Genomic DNA, 18,749 nt, shown 5'->3' on the forward strand with positions numbered 1-18,749 from the left:
AGACGCAAAAGGACTGCAACAGGTTATTAAAAAGCAACCTGTCACAGCCCCTAAACCCGCGTCCGACGCGGCCTCTCGGCTCTTACTCTTCTCCCGTCGCAATCGGGTTCTCACTGTACGAGATCCAATCGCTCCAGCTTCTTACTTCCCCACGCCCCCCTATGCTCGAATAGCTCTAAACCGAAAAATTGGGGGTTCCGACCAGCTCGGCGGGAATGCTTCAGATGATATGTCAGCGTCCATGTGCAACGACCTCCCTTGGCTACGTTTGGGAGGACTTAGGGAGCAAGAAGCCCGTGAACGACGGGGTTGGCGCAACAGTATGGTTTGAGCCAAGGCTAGGTATCCACCTGTGGCTGAGTTAAGCCGAACAGAACGCCAACAAAGGACAAGTGAAGCAAGGTAGCACCCCAAAGGGTGGATGGACTCGGGGATGGACGGATGGGGGCTGTGGGTTGATAACTTCCGATCACCTTCACCGAAAACGACGTTCACTTATATCTTGACGGACTGGTTTTGTGGCTCGTACAATGCAGTATAAAATACTAGGGCATGATTCACCTGGGTTTTACTATCTTACGGGTTTGTCCCGCTGGAGGCTGGGGTACTCTTTGTTGAGTTTATCGATTATTGCAGTCTCCCACAGCTTCAATCAAACCGAAAGCCGCCTCTCCTGCACTCAGGTTAGGCGGCTTTCACTGTGTACGACTATTTTGGCGCATAGGTTTTGAAAACCTCCGTCAAGACGTTGATCGCCATTTGGACTTCCTTCTCGTCTCTGACGTTCTGATCGTTCAGTTGTTTTGTTTATACTCTCAGTAAAACATGCAAAAAATCTAGCTGTCAATCACCTGTGGGTGGAGGGAGCGGAATGGACAAAAGGAAGCCTGCCGAGTCATACCATAGAATAGACTGATGCGAAGCAAAGAGTCACAAAAAGCAAACCGGAAAGCCTATCGCGTCAGTCCCCGTCATCACTGTTCGTTGCAACAAGCATCTGATGTGGCGATCTCTTAAACGTGGGTAAGAACAGCTTTCGTCGCAAAAACGGCAGCGACGGTTTTGCAAAATTGCTTGATTTGTTGGATACGGTTATCAAGTTGATCGCTTTGTGGCCTTATACTTGGATGCGTGAAGGTTCGGAGGGTGCGACAGAAAAAGCGACTTTACGAAAGCTTTCCATCCGCAAGTCCCAAAATCGCGGTTATTATGATTCTGCAATAGGTTGGCAGGGAGTGATTGCCGCTGTGTTTGTCTGGCCCCGGTGGTTGCTCCGGTTACATGCCGACGAGCGGACTACTCTGCGCGTGTTGCTCTTGCAGATCACGGTTGCTTAGCTGGACATACTTCCGAACCATGGATATATCATGGTGACCAAGTATCTTTTGCAGTGAAAACGGATCGCCGCCATTCTTGACGTACAGCGTGGCAAACGTGTGTCGGAATGTGTGTGGAGAGACGCGAACGCCGACGATGCCCGCTGACTCGCCGTGGAGACGGATGCGTTCGTAGGATTGGTTGTACTTCAAAGGCTTACCATTGTTCAGTAGAAACACGGTGGAAGGGCAACGGCGGGCAAACTGCTTTTTGTTCTCTTGGACAAGCCCAGCGAGAAGCTCAACCGTGCGTTTACCTACAGGTACGGTGCGTGACTTGCCGTTTTTGGAAACCTCGGCACGGACAGTGACCGTTCTATCGGCAAGGTTCAGATCGTCCACTGTCAGGTTCAGCGCTTCGTTGATCCGAAGCCCAGTGTCGAAAAGCACGGTGAGCAGCACATAGTCACGGAATCCTGTGTACTCCCGCTGGTTCGGCGCGGCAAGCAGTTGCAGTACTTGTTCCTTCTCGAAACCGCTGATCGTATCCTCTTTGACCTTTTGGAGTTTGACGCGGGAAGCAAGGTCGGGTTGAAGGTATCCTTCGTCGTGGAGAAAGCGAAGGAAGCACTTGAGGGTTCGGGTGCGGATGTTTACGGTTGCGGAAGTCAAGCCTTTGGCGGTGTTGTGGTCTTGCAATGTTGGGTGTCCGTCGTACAGCATGTGTTCATTCAGCATGTGTTGGACGTACTGGCGAACGTGATCGGAGGTCAGTTCGCCCAACTTGAGTGTTGGGTAGTGTTCGGTCAGCCAACGCTGAAGGTAGCGGTAATGGTTCTTGTGGTCGTTTAGCGTCCGGGGCTTCAAGCCCTCAGTCTCTTTGGCTCGGAGGAAAAGACCGAAGTAATAATCGAGCGGATGGTGCAAGTTGATCGCAGTGAAAGTCAACCGTTCGCGTGTTGCTGTTGCCGTGGGCATATGAATCGCTCCTCTCAAAATGGATGCAAAAAAGCCACCGAAGCTATGATGGTGGCTAATCAGTGCTGTATAATAATTTTATTATTCAGTAATCTAAACGGACAATGGAGTGATAACGTGCATTACTACGCCGAGCGCAATAATTTATTAGATAAAGACTTCTCATTAAGTCTTGTCGACCTAAGTAAGTATTTTTATCAAACATATAGTTATTTTGAGGAAAAAGGGTTCTTCCGAGCAGCCTTTTATGGAGTCACAAAAGAAGAAAGTTATCGTGATAGTTACCAAGTTTTGGCCCCGACGATGTCTCCTTCTCCAGAAATCTATTTTATGAACCATTTAAACAGTACAGATGTACTGCCCATAGCTGACAACTACATATATTATAAAGAAGAAGAGTTATTTACTATTATAGAAATTCTTTATAACCATATTGGTTATTACAACTATAAGAAAGATCAGCTAATTACAGAAGAGCCCAAGAACGAATTTGCGACATATATTAATAACCTGTTGAAAAGATATAATAATGGTTATTACCTTGACGAGAAGTATGGATTTATAATGGTACAACCAAATGAGGCTCTTAAGGAAATGATGCATAGCGAAATCCCGGTGACACTAGGTGAAAATGTACTTGAACAATTAAGAACTGCAACAAGAATGTACTATAGATTTGATGCCAATCTGGAACAAAAGAAAAAAGCAATAAATATCCTTGCGGATATTCTTGAACCAGTTCGGAGTAAGTTAAAAGATCTCTTAAACGATGAGTTTCAAGTTCATAAAAATGATCATGATAAGCTTATATTTGAGGTAGTGAATAACTTTCAAATTCGGCATGAAAATGAAAAGCAGTTTAAGGAGTACTCAAAACCAATATGGTACGACTGGATGATGCAGTACTACTCAAGTATAATTCTGACTTATCACAGGCTCATTCAACAGTCACAACAATGATATAGAATTCAGGCTATTGACAGTCAACAATTGCCCAACAGGCTGCAAACAATGACAACCCCACCCATCCACCCTTTGGGGTGCTACCTTGCTTCACTTGTCCTTTGTTGGCGTTCTGTTCGGCTTAACTCAGCCACAGGTGGATACCTAGCCTTGGCTCAATCCATACTGTTTCGCCAACCCCGTCGTTCACGGGCTTCTTGCTCCCTAAGTCCTCCCAAACGTAGCCGAGGGAGGTCGTTGCACATGGACGCTGACATATCATCCGAAGCATTCCCGCCGCGCTGGTCGGAACCCCCAATTTTTCGGTTTAGAGCTATTCGAGCATAGGGGGCGTGGGGAAGTAAGAAGCTGGAGCGACTGGATCAGCTATGAGGAGAACCCAGTGAAGGTCGGGAACGAGGAGAAGCCCACAGAAGTTTAGCATTGTTTAAATCTATGGATACATCGCCATGCGGCTTTAAAGCCCTGGTGATGTATTTTTTGTACTCCAAGGTTAACTAGGAGTCATCATCTTCATCCATCATGGCAATAATTAACCAAAAGTAAGAGACCGCCCCACAGCAAGGTAACGGTCTAAATCTGATCGTATTGCCGAATCTTCACTTCACCCGAAACGTACGCGAGGCATACTTGCGTACTAACGGCAGAGCAGCCACAAGATAGATCAGCGCTATCGCAGCAGTACTCATGGAGAAAACAGCCGGATCTGGTCTTAAGCTGATCGATAGGACAAAGATGCTTGACACAATCCAGCTAAACAGATAAAAGAACGGATTTTTCGTATTCAGTTCCGTCGTGTACGGCTGGAATATATAGTACAAAAACAAGTGATGGACTGAAAAAAATAGGGCCAGTGAAAAAGCACTTACCCAAAGGTATACCAGGTCAGCTGCTGTTGTTAACCCTCCGGCAGCGATAGTGGCCAGCGTCAGAACCACTGCGAGAACTGCTGCGAGGAGCAGGTTCATGCCCAGGATCTTAATAAGACGGATCCGAAAGTGCTTAGCCGCATCCTGGCGATAGAAGCTTTGTCTTAGCAGCTTCAGGTCGCAATGGAAAAACAGCACTTTGCACAATTGTTCCCCGACAGTCAAATACGCCATGATAAGGATAAGACCAGGAAGCAACACCCCAATGTTAGAAGCCGCGGCAGCCATTGGCTCTCGGTATAGAAATCCAGCAAGAATCAAGGCAGCTCCAAGAGCAGCCAGAATGACCAGACGTTTATACAACGGTTGACGGATCAAGCTCTTGTGCCTCGAGAAAAAGATAGCATTAATATAATCGTAGCCTTCTTTTTTCTCAAAAGACTTCCTGCTGTCGTTCAGCACCTCTTGCGAGTAATCACTGTCCTTCGCCTTGACGGCTGTTTGCTGCGCATCCGCCATCATCCGGCCCAGGTCAAGCAGCGGGTCATCCCGCTTCGTCGCCGCGTCTACCGCATCTGTATAATCTATTCGCCAGAAGAGAACGACACCCGCAAACACCCCCAGCAACATGCAAATGACGTATAACAGCATAGCCGAAGTGAGCGGCGCTCCCCAAGCCGGAGCCCATTCGAACAGCAATGGTGCAAACGCAGCCGCGTAACCAATGAAGATGACGGTCCAGACAACAATGTTATTCTTGATTAGCACACTGCCAGTACGCCGAAACAGCCAATAATGAAAATATTCGCAGGCGATCCGCCACATCACGGCGGCAGCCGTCAGCCGTATGCCTTGTACCATCGGCGCCCCGAGCAGCGAGGAAAAAAGGAGAACCGCTGTCAGCAAATAAACAAACATGGTAATGTATTTGTAGCCCAGCGTCGCCCGCATATATCGTGTAGCCGGAAGGCGCAACAGCTTGACCGCGATGTATTTACTCCGCTTCGGTTCAAGAATCCGAGCACTTGATACACCAGCAATAATAAATGTGATAATGAAGAAAATATGCCAAAATAGATTGAGCTGACGCTCAGGAGCCAGATCTGTGCCCAAGGTAACAACCGGAATATAAATGACAAGACCGATATACAGCATACTGGCAAGGAAGCCCCACAGAATAGACAGCAGCAGTGCGGCAATGGCCCCTGCTCTTTTCAAACCAGCTCTGGAATAAGCAGTGTCCCCGACCAGACCGCCGATCAGCGGAAGCTTCTGAACATAATAGATCAACCGGTTTGCAATAGAGGATACTTGTAGTTGAAGAATCGTATTAAGGGTTCGAAGCATCCAGTCTCTCCTCCCCTTCCGAATCATCCTTCAGCAGATCGATAACGCTCTGTTCGAAGCCGGGACTGCCGAGCAGCTCCTTCGGTACGGAAGACAATTGCCCTTTGTTCAAGATGACTAATTCATCGCAAAGATCCGAAGCCAGCTGCAAAATATGCGTAGAAAAGATTAAAATATGATCTTTTTTCATCGTCCGCAGCAGATTTTTCATCTCAAGCGCGACAATCACGTCAAACGAGGTTAACGGTTCGTCGAGCAGGATGACCGGCGGCTTCGTAATGAAGAACAGCAGCATCTGAATTTTGTTTTTCATCCCGTGGGAGTAGTTTTTAATAAGGCGATGCCGATCTTCCGCTGTTATTCTCATCAGCTCAAAGTAGTCGTCGATCTGACTGTCTGCTTGCAGCTTGTCTCTGTTAATGTCCATGAAAAACTTCACAAATTCATACCCCGTAAGGAACTCAGGCAATATAGGCAGCGAGTAAACATATCCAATGTCATCCTCTTTCAAAATACGGCGTGTACCATTGTCCAATAGCCAGGCATGACCGCCGTCAAGCTTGGTTCCCCCGCTCAAGCCATTAAATAGGGTTGTTTTCCCTGCACCATTCCGGCCCAATAGACCATAAATTTTTCCCTTTTCAAACGTAAATCCGGTGTTTTGCAGCACACTTTTCTTTCCGTAGCTTTTGACAATGTTCTCCAAAATTAATTCCACGTGTAAGAGCTCCTCCTTATTTCCATCTGTTTCTGTTAATATGAGCATAAGAGCAAGTGGTGTCGTGATAATTAGGATAAGTTGCATCTTGTCGAACTTGAGAAGCTTGCTTTCGTATTTCCTGCTGCACTAATATATTTTAAAGTAACGTGGATATAGGGGAGGGCAATTCAAGATGAGCTATAACTTTAAATCAGAGGAAGCCGCAAAAATAAAAGAGCGTTTTGGTGAACCTGTTTACGAAGAAGTGCTGCAGTATCTCGGCATCTACGCAGACAAGTGGTCTCTAACTTCATTTCAATTCATCCCTTCCCATTCGGCCAACCTGGTGTTCAAATGCGAGTCAGACCTGTATGGCAGCTCCATATTAAAGATCGGTAACCCTTCTGCCACAGAAACGTTAACCGAATTCAGTACCCTGGAGGAATACAAGGGAAGACCATTCTGCAAGGTTTACGATATAGATCGTGAACACGGCATTATTTTGGAAGAGCGGATCGAGCCTGGTTATACTTTAAGAAAAGAGAGCTCGCTTGAGCGAAGACTTGCCGTCTTCTGTTCCCTATATACAGACCTTCATATTGAACCCGCTGACGCTGAGATATACCCAACCTATCTCACGTGGGTGAATCGAATTACGAATTATATGAGCCAGCGGCAGGATGCCAAAGAGCTCTATTTGCATATGAAAAAGGCCCAGGAGATTTGCATCTCGCTCTCTTCCCAATATTCAAAAGAACGGCTTCTGCATGGCGACTTTCATCATGACAATATTTTGCTGGGTGGTCATGGAGAATATAAGATTATCGATCCGAAGGGCGTCATTGGCGATCCGATCTTTGACACTCCCCGTTTTATCTTAAATGAATTCGAGGAGGAGATCACCCCGGAGCTCTATGACAAGATCAACAATATCATCCTCACACTGGAGAAGGAGCTTCATATCCCGGGTGAGATCTTGCGACAATGTCTCTATGTGGAAACTGCGATGGGAAACTGCTGGAGTGTACAAGACGGTGCTTCACCAGAAGAATTCCCGAAGCTGTTAAACTATGTCGCTTTTGCTGAAAGGATTTTGAATAAGCAGGCTCTTTAATGGAAGATGCTATTGCGAGAATTGTAAACAAATATGATTTTACAGGAGGACATGAATGAATGGAAACTTCAAATAAAAGTCTGAGAACCTGCAGCCATGGACACCAATATTATAAAAGCAGTGATTGTCCGACATGCCCCATCTGTGAGAAGGAGAGAAAACCGGACAGCGGGTTTCTCTCACTGCTCTCTGCACCTGCAAGACGCGCACTGGAGTATCATGGAATTACCACCTTGGAGCAGCTTTCCACTTACAGTGAGAAAGAGATTTTGAAATTTCACGGTATGGGGCCCGCGTCACTGCCCAAGCTTAGGGCTGCACTTGAGAATGCCGGGCTAGCTTTTAAACTGTAAAAAATGAAAACTTTAAAAAAGCGATCTATAGATTGCTTCATGACTACTAAAAAACTTAGCTGCTTCTAACCCAGGCATCATTCGAATAGCCCCGCTCTTCCCAATAGCCGATATGCTCTCCTTCAATCAACTCGATCCGGGTCAGCCATTTGACCGATTTATAGGCATACATCTTCGGTACGATGAGTCTGACCGGACCACCGAGGTCACTGGGGATCGGGTTCCCATCATGCAGCACAGCGACCATCACATCATCCATATCTGCCTGCTCCAGCGTCAGCGTATCGGTATAAACCCCGTCCCCAGAATAGAATTTTACCGTCTTCGCTGTTTGCTGCACTCCGGCCTGCTTCAGCAGGTCTTTTAGCCGTAGTCCCTCCCAGGTATTGTTGTAGACTGACCAGCCTGTTACACAGTGAAAGTCACTCACCTGTACCGTACGCTTAAGCTGTACAAACTCCTTCCAACTCCAATTCAAGCGATTATTCACGAGCCCATCGATCGTGAAGGACCAGTTCTCGTTGGTGAAGACAGGCATTTTCGTTACGGTATATACCCGAAAATCCCCTTCCGCTCCCCCACCCATTGGATGCTGAGATGACGAATGCGGCACAGGAGAGGGAATAAGTCTGTTCTCGTTCTGCTCAAGCAGCTTCTCCATGGAATTGCTCCCGCCAAAACTCCCAAGCCATTTCAAAAAGGACGGGGCCAGCGTTACGGTTAGCCCGATTCCAATCACTCCGCCGATAAAAGCTCTTCTCGTGTATATGGGCTGAGGGGCCGCAGGATGAAGCTGGTTCTCCTTGTGTCCCGTTTTGATCGTTCGGCGTGCGGGTTCCTTGAACCATTTTAATCTGGTAATCGAGTGATAGATGATGTAGGGAAGTCCAATCCAGGTGAGCAAATCATGAGCAACTAACGCAGCATTCGAAACCGCAGGACCTACCTGCTTGAACTGCCACAGCAGCACCCCCGAGATAAACCAGCCAACAAGAAGTGCCAGTACGATAACAACATTTAGTCGCTGCAGAGGTTTTTGCTTCAGCTGCTTCCAGTGTTTCCCTGCAAGCAGCAGATAATTGAGAACCGGAAGGATGGAAGCCACACCGACAATAATATGGAGCGTTTTGATCCATACCCTTCCCTCTCCCAATAAACTCCGCCAGAATCCGCCGATAAGGATCAGACCGGTTAAAGCCAGTAAGAATACAATCCAGCCATTCCAGGTATGTAAGGAAACCAGCTTTTTGCCATAACCTTTGCGAAGCTGCTTGAGCCAAGTTCTCATATTTACCCCCCTCTGCATTATGCTGCTGGCCAATCATATTCAATCATTGTTTTTACTTATAGTGCTGTTCATCTCACTACCTACTAATAATTTACTATACATCTCACATTTTCAGGGAATATTTGTTGATATATAGAAGCACTCACACATGTTCGATCATAGTGAATGAATTAATCAGTCTGTTAAGCATTACAAACATCACATGACAAAAAAGTGGTGTAACCTTGGAGAGAGGTTACACCACTTTTACGCATTAAATATGTTTCCTAATTTCTTCCTTCAACGGGTCAGAAATCGGAAGCAGAGGCAGACGAACCGAGTCGGATTCGATCCAGCCGAGCTCAGACAAGATCCATTTCAGCGGAGCCGGGTTCGGCTCTTCCTGGAATAACAGACGGATCAGTGGAACCAGCTCATCGAATTGCTTCTTCGATTCGGAGACCTCACCGCTGATGTACCGGTTATATACGTCAATGAATTTCGACGTATTCAGGTTGGCTGATGCGAGCATCCCTCCACTTGCCCCTTGGCTCAGGGAAGCGTGGAACAGAAGATCCTCGCCGCAGAGCACCGGCTTCGAGCCATGCCGTGACAGCTCTGAGACCAGTTCTACACCGCCCGAGCTGTCTTTTAATCCGATGACTTGCGGGAGTTCAAGGATTTCTCTTATCGCATCCACCGACAACCGGATTCCCGTCCGGCCTGGAATTTCATAAGCGATCACAGGGACACCAGCTTCAGATATCTTTCTAAAATGCTCTACAACTCCCTTGTCTGTCGGCTTGTTGTAGTATGGTGTCACCACGAGGACGGCATCTGCCCCGAGCTCTCCTGCACGCTCTGTCCGCTTAACCGATGAGAGTGTGTCATTGGTTCCGGTGCCAATGACAATGGGAACACGTTTATTCAGCTGTTTCATTACAATCTTCGCTATTTCGACTTGGCTCGTGACCTCTTCCCAATTGGTCGTCGGACACTCTCCAGTCGTTCCGTTGATGACGAGTCCATCAATATCATGGACCAAAAGGTGCTTTAAGTAGGATTCAAATGATGCTAGATCAAGGGTATGATTAGTTTGGAATGGAGTAACGACAGGTACGTAGATGCCCTTCAAGTTTTGCTCGCTTAACATGTTACAGCTGCCCCCAATACGTTGTATTTATTTTAATTTACCATAGCATGCAGCATCACTGTTATCTATAATAGTTGATATGTATTATCAATATTATTGATGAGGTGAGCTCATGGATTTTATATATCTCAAAACATTCCGGCAGGTCGCCCTGCGTCAAAGCTTTACTCGAGCGGCGGAAGAGCTCGGCTATGCCCAATCCAGCGTGACGACCCAGATTCAGAAGCTGGAGAAGGAATACAATGTCAAATTGTTCGAGCGCCATGGCAAAACGCTTCGTCTCACTTCGTCTGGTGAAGAGCTGCTGAAGATTGCCGTCCTAATTATTGAACTGTACGATCAATCCAAAGAGAAGCTGGCGATGCAAGGAGGCGGAACTTTATCGATCGGCACCATTGATTCCATCGCCTCTTACTTCCTTCCACAAGTCATTCAAACCATTCGGGAGTCTTACCCCGAGATGAATATACGGCTGCAAGCCGATCGTGAGGATTACATCCTGGATCAGGTTAAAGAGGGAGAGTTCGATATCGGTCTCATTCTCGGGAATACGCTGCCTGAGCCAACCTTGAATACGATTGTCATTAGGGAGGAGCCGCTTGTACTCATCTCAAGCCCGAATAATCCATTATTACAGCTGACCCAGCTTGAAATTAACGATTTGAAGCATACGGATTGGTTTATGGCTGAAGCCAGCTGCAATTATCGGATTATGCTGGAAAAGGTGCTGCGCGCACATGGCATACCATTCAATGTCCGCCTCGAGCTGGGCAACCCTGAAGCAATTAAACGCTGTGTCATGGCAGGTGACGGGATTGCACTGCTGCCTGAGATGGTTGTACGAGATGAGATACACAGACAAGAGCTGAGTGTCCTCCCTTTTGCTCATTCTGACATCAAGCTGTATATGTATTTGGTGATTCATCCCAAGAAATGGATATCGAACAGCCTGATGGAATTTATTTCCCTCTTGAAGCCGGATCAGGAGCTGATATCATTATAATTCTGGTCTTATTTATGACTTCAACAATGTGACCTGTACTTTACCATTTTGTCATTTCCTTATTTTACTGCAGTGTTAGTATTAACCTATTGAATTTGTTTGTGAAAGGAAAGGTTTACGCATGTTCCAAATGACCACTTACTTGACTCCACACACCCAGACGTTTGTGAATATGAACTATACGGAGATGACTCCGTTTTCTGACCAAAAACTGCAGCATGTGTGTATGGCTGAGGTGAAATCTCATGCCTAAACCGATGAAAACAGGCTCCCGCTATATGCCGGGACTGGATGGATTAAGGGCTTTGGCGCTGATTGGCGTCATGTGCTACCACTGGGGGCTTGATGAAGCTCCGGGTGGATTTTTAGGTGTCAGCGTCTTCTTTGTATTATCCGGCTATTTAATTACAAACATCCTCGCCATGCAATGGCATCACCATGGCAGAATCGATCTGAAGCATTTCTGGTACCGTCGGTTCAGGCGACTTCTCCCTGCTATGCTCGTCATGCTCCTCATGACGGTGGTGTGGATGACCTTGTTTGATACTTCCCGGCTCGCGTCTCTACGCTATGACGTTGCTGCCGCAGTTACATACATAAGCAATTGGCAATTTATTTTCCAGGATATATCCTATTTTGAATCGTTTGGTCCTCCCTCGCCGCTTGGACATATGTGGTCCCTGGCCGTTGAAGAGCAATTCTACCTGTTATGGCCGCTTCTTATGCTGATTGGACTCAAATTGTTCCCAAGACGGGGCAAGATGTTCCTATTTATTTGTACGCTTGCTGTACTGTCAGCGCTTCTCATGTCCCTTCTTCATGAGCCCGGTTCGGATCCAAGCCGAGTCTATTTCGGAACAGATACCCGGGCATTCGGGCTGTTGACCGGTGCCGCCCTTGCCATCGTCTGGCCCAGCTACAAGTTATCCGGGAGAGTCCAGCCGGCTGCACGACTGGGTCTGGATGTGACAGGCATATGTGCGCTGCTGTTTGTTCTATATATGATGTGGAGCACAGACCGCTACGAATCATGGCTATATAACGGCGGGATGCTTCTCTTCTCGATTGCATCCGCTGTTCTGGTTGCCGTCCTGGCACACCCGGCTTCCTTGCTTGCCAAGGTGCTTGGAGCAGAGCCGTTACGCTGGATTGGAGTTCGGTCGTACGGCATATATTTGTGGCATTATCCTGTACTGATTCTGACGAGTCCCGGAGGGAATCCGGAAGGGATCGGGGCTTTCTATACCCTTCTCCAGGTCGCTGCAAGCGTCATTCTGGCTTCTCTGTCCTGGAAGTACATTGAAGAACCGATACATGAAGGGGCTCTTCGTGCATGGTGGCATGAAGTATGGCATCCGAAGCGCAGTAGTTCTGCATTAACACCCCGAAGTGTTGTCGTCTACTGCAGCTCACTTCTGTTCATCGGGATATTCTGTATAGGAATGACGATGAATATATCGGATGCGAAGAAACCAGATGCAAACGGAGTCTTTTCTGAATTTCCTTCTCCAGGATCTATAGATGAGCCGGACCCGGACCAACAACAGGAGAAGGAACCTGTTCCGAATGAAGAGCCGCCAGACGGCGAGAAACCAAGTACCGAAGAACCCAATGACGAAGAATCCAATGCTGAAGATACAAAAGATAGAGAGCCAGAGACGAATGGCAACAAGGATGCTGTAAAGGATACTCCCGATTCAACGATTGATGCTGATGATATAAAGGACACACCGGGAGACCATAAAGTGAAGCCGATGTCCGGTGATTCCATTACGGCGATTGGTGATTCTGTAATGGTCGGAGTAACTCCCTACTTGGAGAAGATGCTCCCCGGTATTACCGTTGATGCAGAGATCGGAAGACAGATGAGCCATGCAGACGATTTGCTTCCGGCACTCGAAGCGAAAGATCGTTTATCCGGTACAGTCATTATTGGACTTGGCACGAATGGCGCTTTTTCGGAGGAGAGCCTGACTTCTCTGCTCGACTCTCTCCAATCCGCCGAACAAGTGCTTCTCGTGAACACGAGAGTACCTAAAGATTGGGAAGAGAACGTAAACAAGATGCTGTCCGAGATTGGGAGCAGCTATTCCAACACAACCATCGTTGATTGGCACCGAGCTAGCAAGGATCATCCTGAGTATTTTAGAGAGGATGGCGTTCATCTGGAGCCAGCTGGAGCGGAAGCTTATACTCGTCTGATCATAAATGCACTGCGTTAAATTAAGATATCTGAATTCATCCTTCGATTATTTCAGGATTTTGAGTTTACAAATCAGCGGTCTGCCCCCTATAATAGGATAGTAAATGACCACAGCACATGAATGCTGTCTGATTTATTTCTAAAAGAGCTGCGCAATCTTACAGATTTGCATCAAGCGATTAAAGGATTTTTTTCTCCTTTAATCGCTTTTTTTGTGTGATTGAATCCATTTTCTAGCGTTTTAGTGCATCATTTTGCATTATTTGTATTCATGGAGGGTTTGTTATGAAAAAAAGAATGTTTGATATGATCATGCTGCTTGCAGGAGCATTTATCTTTGCGCTTGCAGTCAATTTGTTTGTCATTCCCAATGATTTTGGAGAAGGCGGCGTTACGGGAATTTCCATCGTTCTTTATTATTTGTTTCAGTGGTCGCCTGCCCTGGTCGGCTTCGTCATCAATGGCATTCTGCTTATCATCGGGTATAAGCTGCTCGACAAGCAGACTACCTATTACACCATTATCGTTGTCGCGTTTAATTCCTTGTTCCTGCACTTGACTGAGCACTGGTCCATACCGGCAGACGAGCCGGTACTGAATGCCATATTTGCAGGACTTCTCGCTGGTCTCGGCATCGGACTTATTATACGTGTTGGCGGGACCACGGCTGGGACAACGATCCTGGCACGTCTTGCAAACAAATATCTTGATTGGAGCATCAGTTACGCGCTGCTCTTTTTCGATATTATTGTGGCCGTGTTTTCTATTTTTGTTATCGGCATTGAAAACTTCATGTTCACGATCCTGATCCTGTATATCGGTACGAAAGCCATGGAATTCATTATTGAAGGACTTAATCCGAAAAAGGCAGTTACCATCGTGTCGGCCAAGCATGATGCGATCGCCTCGAGGGTAACCGATATTATGGATCGTGGTGTATCCGTGCTTCGGGGCTATGGCTACTACACGGGTCAGGAGAAGGAAATCCTGTATATCGTGATCAGCAAGCAGGAAGTATCTATGCTGAAGAAAATTGTAAAGTCAGAGGATCCCTCCGCTTTTGTAACCATTCATGATGTCCGTGACGTGTTCGGAGAAGGATTTATTGATATATCCAAATAATGATTTATTTTAACAGCTACAGCCGCGACTAATATGTGCGGCTTTTTTATTTACCTATGGATGGGGCCGTTCTTATGTCAGTCTTAAGTCATTTCTTTTGCTTTTTGTGAAACATTTTTACAGAAATATGATTATGAGACCAGCTGTCAGATAATAATTTACAATAAATATCATTTTGTCATATACAATAGTGTGTGTCATACAGTATAATGTGATCAGGAGTTGATGATATGAGTGATGTAACAGAAACGATACAGAATTTACTAAGCGAACTTAGACGAGGAAGCATCATTATCGCTGTACTTAGCCAGCTGTCAGAACCGCAATACGGTTATTCGCTCGTCAGTGTGCTCGAAGACAAAGGACTCTCTGTTGATCCCGGCACACTTTATCCCTTGCTTCGCAGACTAGAGAAACAAGAGCTTTTAATGAGCAGCTGGGACACAAATGAAGCCCGCCCCCGGAAGTACTATACCATTACTCCATTCGGTCAGGACGTCTTTGAAGGAGTATGCCGGGAATGGTTGTCACTGACTGAGAGTATGGAGAACATTATTGGAACTAGGGGAGGATAAGGAAATGGAGCTTATTGAGCGTTATGTGTACGCAGTCACACAGAGACTGCCCGAGAAGCAAAGAGCAGACATATCCAAAGAGCTGCACGGACTGATCGAAGATATGCTGGAGGAACGAGCATCATCGGATGAACTTAAAGAGCAACAGGTAGAGAGTGTACTGATAGAACTGGGACATCCGGAGATGATGGCTGCAAGATACGAAGGCGAACGCTATCTCATTGGTCCAGCATTGTATACTAGTTATATGACAGTCATGAAAGTTGTTCTTGCTTCTTTTTTGATTGCACTCAGTATATTCGCGATAGTTGAAGCTATCATGACGCCTGGCAATATTTTGGACCATTTTACCGATTTCCTCATTGATATCGTCATCTCTATTTCCCAAGCAATCGCATGGGTTACGGTGATATTTGCGCTCATTGAATATGGGCAGCGGAGAAGATCAATTTCACCAAACAACGGTCATTCGATGAAAGAATGGAATCCGAAAGATTTGCAATCTTTGCCTGATCACGGTAAAGAGATCAAAAAGTCAGACCCGATCGCCAGTATTATTTTTATCACTTTGTTTACGGCACTGTTTGCCCTAAATGTTGAGTTAATTGCTGTGTATCAATTCAATGATCAGGGTTTCTCCTCTATTCCGTTCATCAGCTCAGCCGGAATTGAGAAGTATATACCTTTCATTTGGCTGTTAGGAGCCGTAGGCATTTTGGGAGAAATATTTAAACTGATTCTGCGCAAAAGGACCACTTCTCTCCTCGCCTACCATATAATTTTCACCATACTCTCGTTTGTTCTTGCCTGGATTATGCTTCATGATTCCTCGTTCTGGAATGCATCATTTATGAGTCAACTGGAGACCTCAGGCCTAATTCCCCCTGGACAAGAAAGCTATGAGATCGTCTCAAACATATGGTCAGGAGTCATTCAGAACTTGATCTATGTTATTGCCATCATCAGCCTAGTCGATTTGGGAAGCGAGATCTACAAATGGAACCGCAGCAAAAAGTTCACTGGCCGTGCATAAGCACGGCTTTTTTTTATGTTCTATAAGCCCAGCCTCTCTCTTCATATGGATTCTGCCTGATCATTTGAATGAAATTGCTCACTGATGCAGACAAGGTTTCATTTTTTCGAGTACAAACTGCAATCGTATTCGTAAGCTGGACTCCTGTTACCATAACGCGTGCTAGTTCACCCCGTCTAACCTGCTCTTTCACGACAAGGGAGGATACGAAGTTTGCTCCATATCCAGAAACAACCGCGGCGATGGCCTCATGCAAGCCGTTGAACGTAAGGGAAATAGAAGGAGCGGGCGCATTATACGTTCGACAGAGTGATAAGAGTCTTTCCCTCGTTGAGCTCCCTTCCTCTCTCATAACAAACGGAATCCTTGTCATCTCCTCAAGCGTAACTTCCTGATTGGCATAAGAATGACTCGGAGCAACAACGAACCAAAGCTCATCTTGAAAAAGCTCCTCTGCATAGATGGAATCAGGATGCTCTTCCGGAAGGCCTCCATAGATGGCCAGATCAACCTCCACACCCAGCAATTGCTTTAGGGCATCGCTTGAATTGGTCGTATTGATCTTCATTTCCACTTGCTCATAGCGTTGCTTATACTTTGCAATCCAGGATGGAATCAGAAAATTGGCAGGTAGATATGTAGCTGCAAGCCTAAGCCTTCCTCTCCCGCCATCCCGGTACTCTGCTGCATACTGCTCGATCTGCTGCTCTACGGCAAACAGCCTTGCGGCCAGCACTGCAAAATGCTCCCCCGCATCCGTAAGGGCAACGCCCCTTCCTTCCGGCTTTAACAAAGGCAAAGACAGCTCCTGCTCAAATTTCTTAATCTGTGCGGTAATCGCTGGCTGGCTGATGCTCAGTATTTCGGCTGCACGTGTAACACTTCCCGTCTCGGCAACGACATGAAACAATCGCAGGGCATGCAAATTCATGGGCACGGCTCCTATCTATATAATAAATTTATGAATATCGCGTAAATATATATTATTTTTATCATTTTAACCGGAATACAATATGAATAGAAGCAAAATAATCCAAAAGGAGAAGTGATACTTATGAATCAGTTCAACACATGGATGCAGGTCGATCGGTATGTGGAGGATAAGCTTATCCCTCCAGATCCTGTGCTAGAAGCCGTTCTAGCAAACAATCAGCAGGCAAATCTACCTCCCATTGATGTCGCTCCCAATCAAGGGAAGCTGCTTCAGCTGCTTCTGTGGATGCGTAAAGGGAAAAGAGTTCTCGAGATTGGTACACTTGGGGCATACAGTACCATCTGGATGGCACGTGTGCTTCCTGAAGATGGCAAGCTGATTACCTTGGAGCTTGATCCCCATCATGCAGCCATTGCGCATCGCAATCTTGAGCTCGCAGGGTTAGATCATTTAGTCGAGATTCGTGTCGGGGACGCTCTTCTGCAACTGGAAAAGATGAAAGTTGAAGAGGAGGGGCCTTTTGATTTTATCTTTATCGACGCAGACAAACCAAATAATCCATCCTATTTAAAGTACGCCTTGCAGCTCTCTCATCCGGGTACAGTCATTATTGGCGACAATGTTATTCGTGAAGGAGAAATTATAAATCATCACAGCACAGATCCACGGATCCACGGAGTCAGACAATTTTACGACATTCTGTCAAACGAGAAGCAGATTTCGGCAACCGCTATCCAAACTGTAGGAAGCAAGGGTTATGACGGCTTTGTTATCGGAATTGTTAATTGAGTCTTGGTCAAAATAGTGTTACAAAACGGGAGCCTCCTGTACTAAGGGAAGGCTTTTTCTATATATTTTTATCTCGTTTAATGCAGGGGTATTTATCCAAAAAGCGAATATATATTCCCTATCACATTCTCAAGGTACACCGGCATATCCCAATTTCAGAGAAGGAGTTGATTCATATTGAGTAATCATCACACTACTGCCAATACGCAAATTAAACCGATAGAAAACCGGATAACGAGCCTGTTTGTTCATGTTACGGATTTACGAAGAGCGGCTGAGTGGTATAGTCAATTGCTTGGTCTTCAGGTCAGGGAAGAACGCCTAACGTCAGGACCTGTGTATTGGTTTGATCTGCCGGAGGCTCATCTTATTCTGGACTCGAACACCGAGAATCGAAAAAATCCGGAGTGGCGTGAAGAGATGAAGCCCCGCTTCATGCTCGCCTGCAGCAATATAGATGAGGCATACGAACATACCGAGCACAAGGCGGTGACTTACTCTAAGCCCTCTCATCATGGCTCTATGGCCTATTTCAACTTCAGTGACCTCGAAGGAAATACACTCATGGTAAGTCGTAATACGGCTTCTGCTGAGGCAAACGCATTGAACCCTGCCGATTGTGTCAGTCCGATCCTTCCCCGAATTGGCGGCGTCTTTGTCGATGTGACCGATATGAAGTCCGCTGTCCAGTGGTATACGGAGCTATTTAATCTGCCTTATGACGACAAGGACACGGATCCTCCCATTTACAGCATTCCCATGACAAACGGGCCGGTATTGCTGCTGGACCAGCATCGTTCTTGGCGGCAGGAAAATTTCACAGAGCTGTTCTATTTCGAAACAGACGACATTGAGGCAGCATATCAATACGTCTTGGATCAGGGCTTTAAAGTGACAGGTAAACCGAATGACTTCGAAGATTTGGCCGAATTTGCCGTTATTGATCCAGATGGAAACCGGATCGTCATTGCATGTATGAAATAATGGATTGAAATTTCTTGTGAACAGCAAAAAAAGAGCCTAAAACCGT

17 protein-coding genes are annotated in these 18,749 nt (G+C 46.3%); 11 read left to right on the top strand and 6 right to left on the bottom strand.

What is annotated here, in order from left to right; genetic code table 11:
* Window positions 1–1,019: 1,019 nt before the first annotated feature.
* Window positions 1,020–1,337 (top strand): hypothetical protein, encoded by a 318-nt coding sequence (locus ACFQ3J_RS23655; RefSeq protein ID WP_251584271.1) that lies wholly within the window; start codon window positions 1,020–1,022, stop codon window positions 1,335–1,337.
* Here ACFQ3J_RS23655 and ACFQ3J_RS23660 read toward each other — a convergent pair.
* Window positions 1,278–2,294, bottom strand: coding sequence for a tyrosine-type recombinase/integrase (locus tag ACFQ3J_RS23660; protein ID WP_251584269.1), 1,017 nt, complete (start codon window positions 2,292–2,294; stop codon window positions 1,278–1,280). The genes ACFQ3J_RS23655 and ACFQ3J_RS23660 overlap by 60 nt on opposite strands.
* A 117-nt stretch (window positions 2,295–2,411) precedes the next feature.
* On the opposite strand from ACFQ3J_RS23660, the gene ACFQ3J_RS23665 reads away from it, so the two are divergent.
* The gene (locus tag ACFQ3J_RS23665) at window positions 2,412–3,254 is read left to right on the top strand and encodes a hypothetical protein (protein ID WP_251584267.1); all 843 of its coding nucleotides are present in this window, start codon (window positions 2,412–2,414) and stop codon (window positions 3,252–3,254) included.
* Window positions 3,255–3,856: 602 nt separating this feature from the next.
* Here the strand turns inward: ACFQ3J_RS23665 and ACFQ3J_RS23670 are convergent.
* Both ACFQ3J_RS23670 and ACFQ3J_RS23675 read right to left on the bottom strand, forming a co-directional pair.
* Window positions 3,857–5,473, bottom strand: coding sequence for a hypothetical protein (locus tag ACFQ3J_RS23670; RefSeq protein ID WP_251584265.1), 1,617 nt, complete (start codon window positions 5,471–5,473; stop codon window positions 3,857–3,859).
* Complete coding sequence (locus ACFQ3J_RS23675; protein WP_251584264.1) at window positions 5,457–6,191, bottom strand: ABC transporter ATP-binding protein; 735 nt, start codon at window positions 6,189–6,191, stop codon at window positions 5,457–5,459. The genes ACFQ3J_RS23670 and ACFQ3J_RS23675 overlap by 17 nt, the downstream gene beginning before the upstream one ends.
* A 175-nt stretch (window positions 6,192–6,366) precedes the next feature.
* Between ACFQ3J_RS23675 and ACFQ3J_RS23680 the strand changes: the two genes are divergently transcribed.
* Together ACFQ3J_RS23680 and ACFQ3J_RS23685 are read left to right on the top strand one after the other, a co-directional pair.
* Window positions 6,367–7,287 carry an aminoglycoside phosphotransferase family protein gene (locus tag ACFQ3J_RS23680; RefSeq protein WP_251584263.1) on the top strand — a complete coding sequence of 307 codons (921 nt, stop codon included), beginning with the start codon at window positions 6,367–6,369 and terminating at the stop codon, window positions 7,285–7,287.
* Between the two features lie 59 nt (window positions 7,288–7,346).
* A complete protein-coding gene (locus ACFQ3J_RS23685) occupies window positions 7,347–7,640 on the top strand; it encodes an RNA polymerase alpha subunit C-terminal domain-containing protein (protein WP_091158765.1) in 294 nt (97 codons plus the stop codon).
* 55 nt (window positions 7,641–7,695) lie between these two features.
* On the opposite strand, the gene ACFQ3J_RS23690 is transcribed toward ACFQ3J_RS23685, so the two are convergent.
* Together ACFQ3J_RS23690 and dapA are read right to left on the bottom strand one after the other, a co-directional pair.
* The gene (locus ACFQ3J_RS23690) at window positions 7,696–8,928 is read right to left on the bottom strand and encodes a molybdopterin-dependent oxidoreductase (RefSeq protein ID WP_091158767.1); all 1,233 of its coding nucleotides are present in this window, start codon (window positions 8,926–8,928) and stop codon (window positions 7,696–7,698) included.
* A gap of 253 nt (window positions 8,929–9,181) precedes the next feature.
* Entirely contained in the window at window positions 9,182–10,060 is an 879-nt protein-coding gene (dapA, locus tag ACFQ3J_RS23695; protein WP_091158768.1) for a 4-hydroxy-tetrahydrodipicolinate synthase, read from the bottom strand.
* Between the two features lie 112 nt (window positions 10,061–10,172).
* Between dapA and ACFQ3J_RS23700 the strand changes: the two genes are divergently transcribed.
* The 5 genes from ACFQ3J_RS23700 (at window position 10,173) to ACFQ3J_RS23720 (ending at window position 15,996) form a co-directional block, all read left to right on the top strand.
* The gene (locus ACFQ3J_RS23700; RefSeq protein WP_091158770.1) at window positions 10,173–11,063 is read left to right on the top strand and encodes a LysR family transcriptional regulator; all 891 of its coding nucleotides are present in this window, start codon (window positions 10,173–10,175) and stop codon (window positions 11,061–11,063) included.
* A 245-nt stretch (window positions 11,064–11,308) separates the two neighbouring features.
* Complete coding sequence (locus tag ACFQ3J_RS23705; protein WP_091158772.1) at window positions 11,309–13,285, top strand: acyltransferase family protein; 1,977 nt, start codon at window positions 11,309–11,311, stop codon at window positions 13,283–13,285.
* A gap of 266 nt (window positions 13,286–13,551) precedes the next feature.
* Window positions 13,552–14,388 carry a YitT family protein gene (locus ACFQ3J_RS23710; protein WP_091158773.1) on the top strand — a complete coding sequence of 279 codons (837 nt, stop codon included), beginning with the start codon at window positions 13,552–13,554 and terminating at the stop codon, window positions 14,386–14,388.
* A gap of 230 nt (window positions 14,389–14,618) precedes the next feature.
* A complete protein-coding gene (locus tag ACFQ3J_RS23715) occupies window positions 14,619–14,963 on the top strand; it encodes a PadR family transcriptional regulator (RefSeq protein WP_091158775.1) in 345 nt (114 codons plus the stop codon).
* Window positions 14,964–14,967: 4 nt separating this feature from the next.
* Complete coding sequence (locus ACFQ3J_RS23720) at window positions 14,968–15,996, top strand: hypothetical protein (RefSeq protein WP_091158777.1); 1,029 nt, start codon at window positions 14,968–14,970, stop codon at window positions 15,994–15,996.
* 13 nt (window positions 15,997–16,009) lie between these two features.
* Here the strand turns inward: ACFQ3J_RS23720 and ACFQ3J_RS23725 are convergent, their stop codons facing one another.
* A complete protein-coding gene (locus tag ACFQ3J_RS23725; RefSeq protein WP_091158778.1) occupies window positions 16,010–16,927 on the bottom strand; it encodes a LysR family transcriptional regulator in 918 nt (305 codons plus the stop codon).
* A 123-nt stretch (window positions 16,928–17,050) separates the two neighbouring features.
* Here ACFQ3J_RS23725 and ACFQ3J_RS23730 point away from each other — a divergent pair, with 123 nt between their 5' ends.
* Together ACFQ3J_RS23730 and ACFQ3J_RS23735 are read left to right on the top strand one after the other, a co-directional pair.
* Entirely contained in the window at window positions 17,051–17,719 is a 669-nt protein-coding gene (locus ACFQ3J_RS23730) for an O-methyltransferase (RefSeq protein WP_091158779.1), read from the top strand.
* A 177-nt stretch (window positions 17,720–17,896) separates the two neighbouring features.
* The gene (locus ACFQ3J_RS23735; protein WP_091158781.1) at window positions 17,897–18,703 is read left to right on the top strand and encodes a VOC family protein; all 807 of its coding nucleotides are present in this window, start codon (window positions 17,897–17,899) and stop codon (window positions 18,701–18,703) included.
* Window positions 18,704–18,749: the final 46 nt, after the last annotated feature.

This window comes from Paenibacillus provencensis (genome assembly GCF_042678545.1).
Lineage (GTDB): Bacteria > Bacillota > Bacilli > Paenibacillales > Paenibacillaceae > Paenibacillus > Paenibacillus provencensis.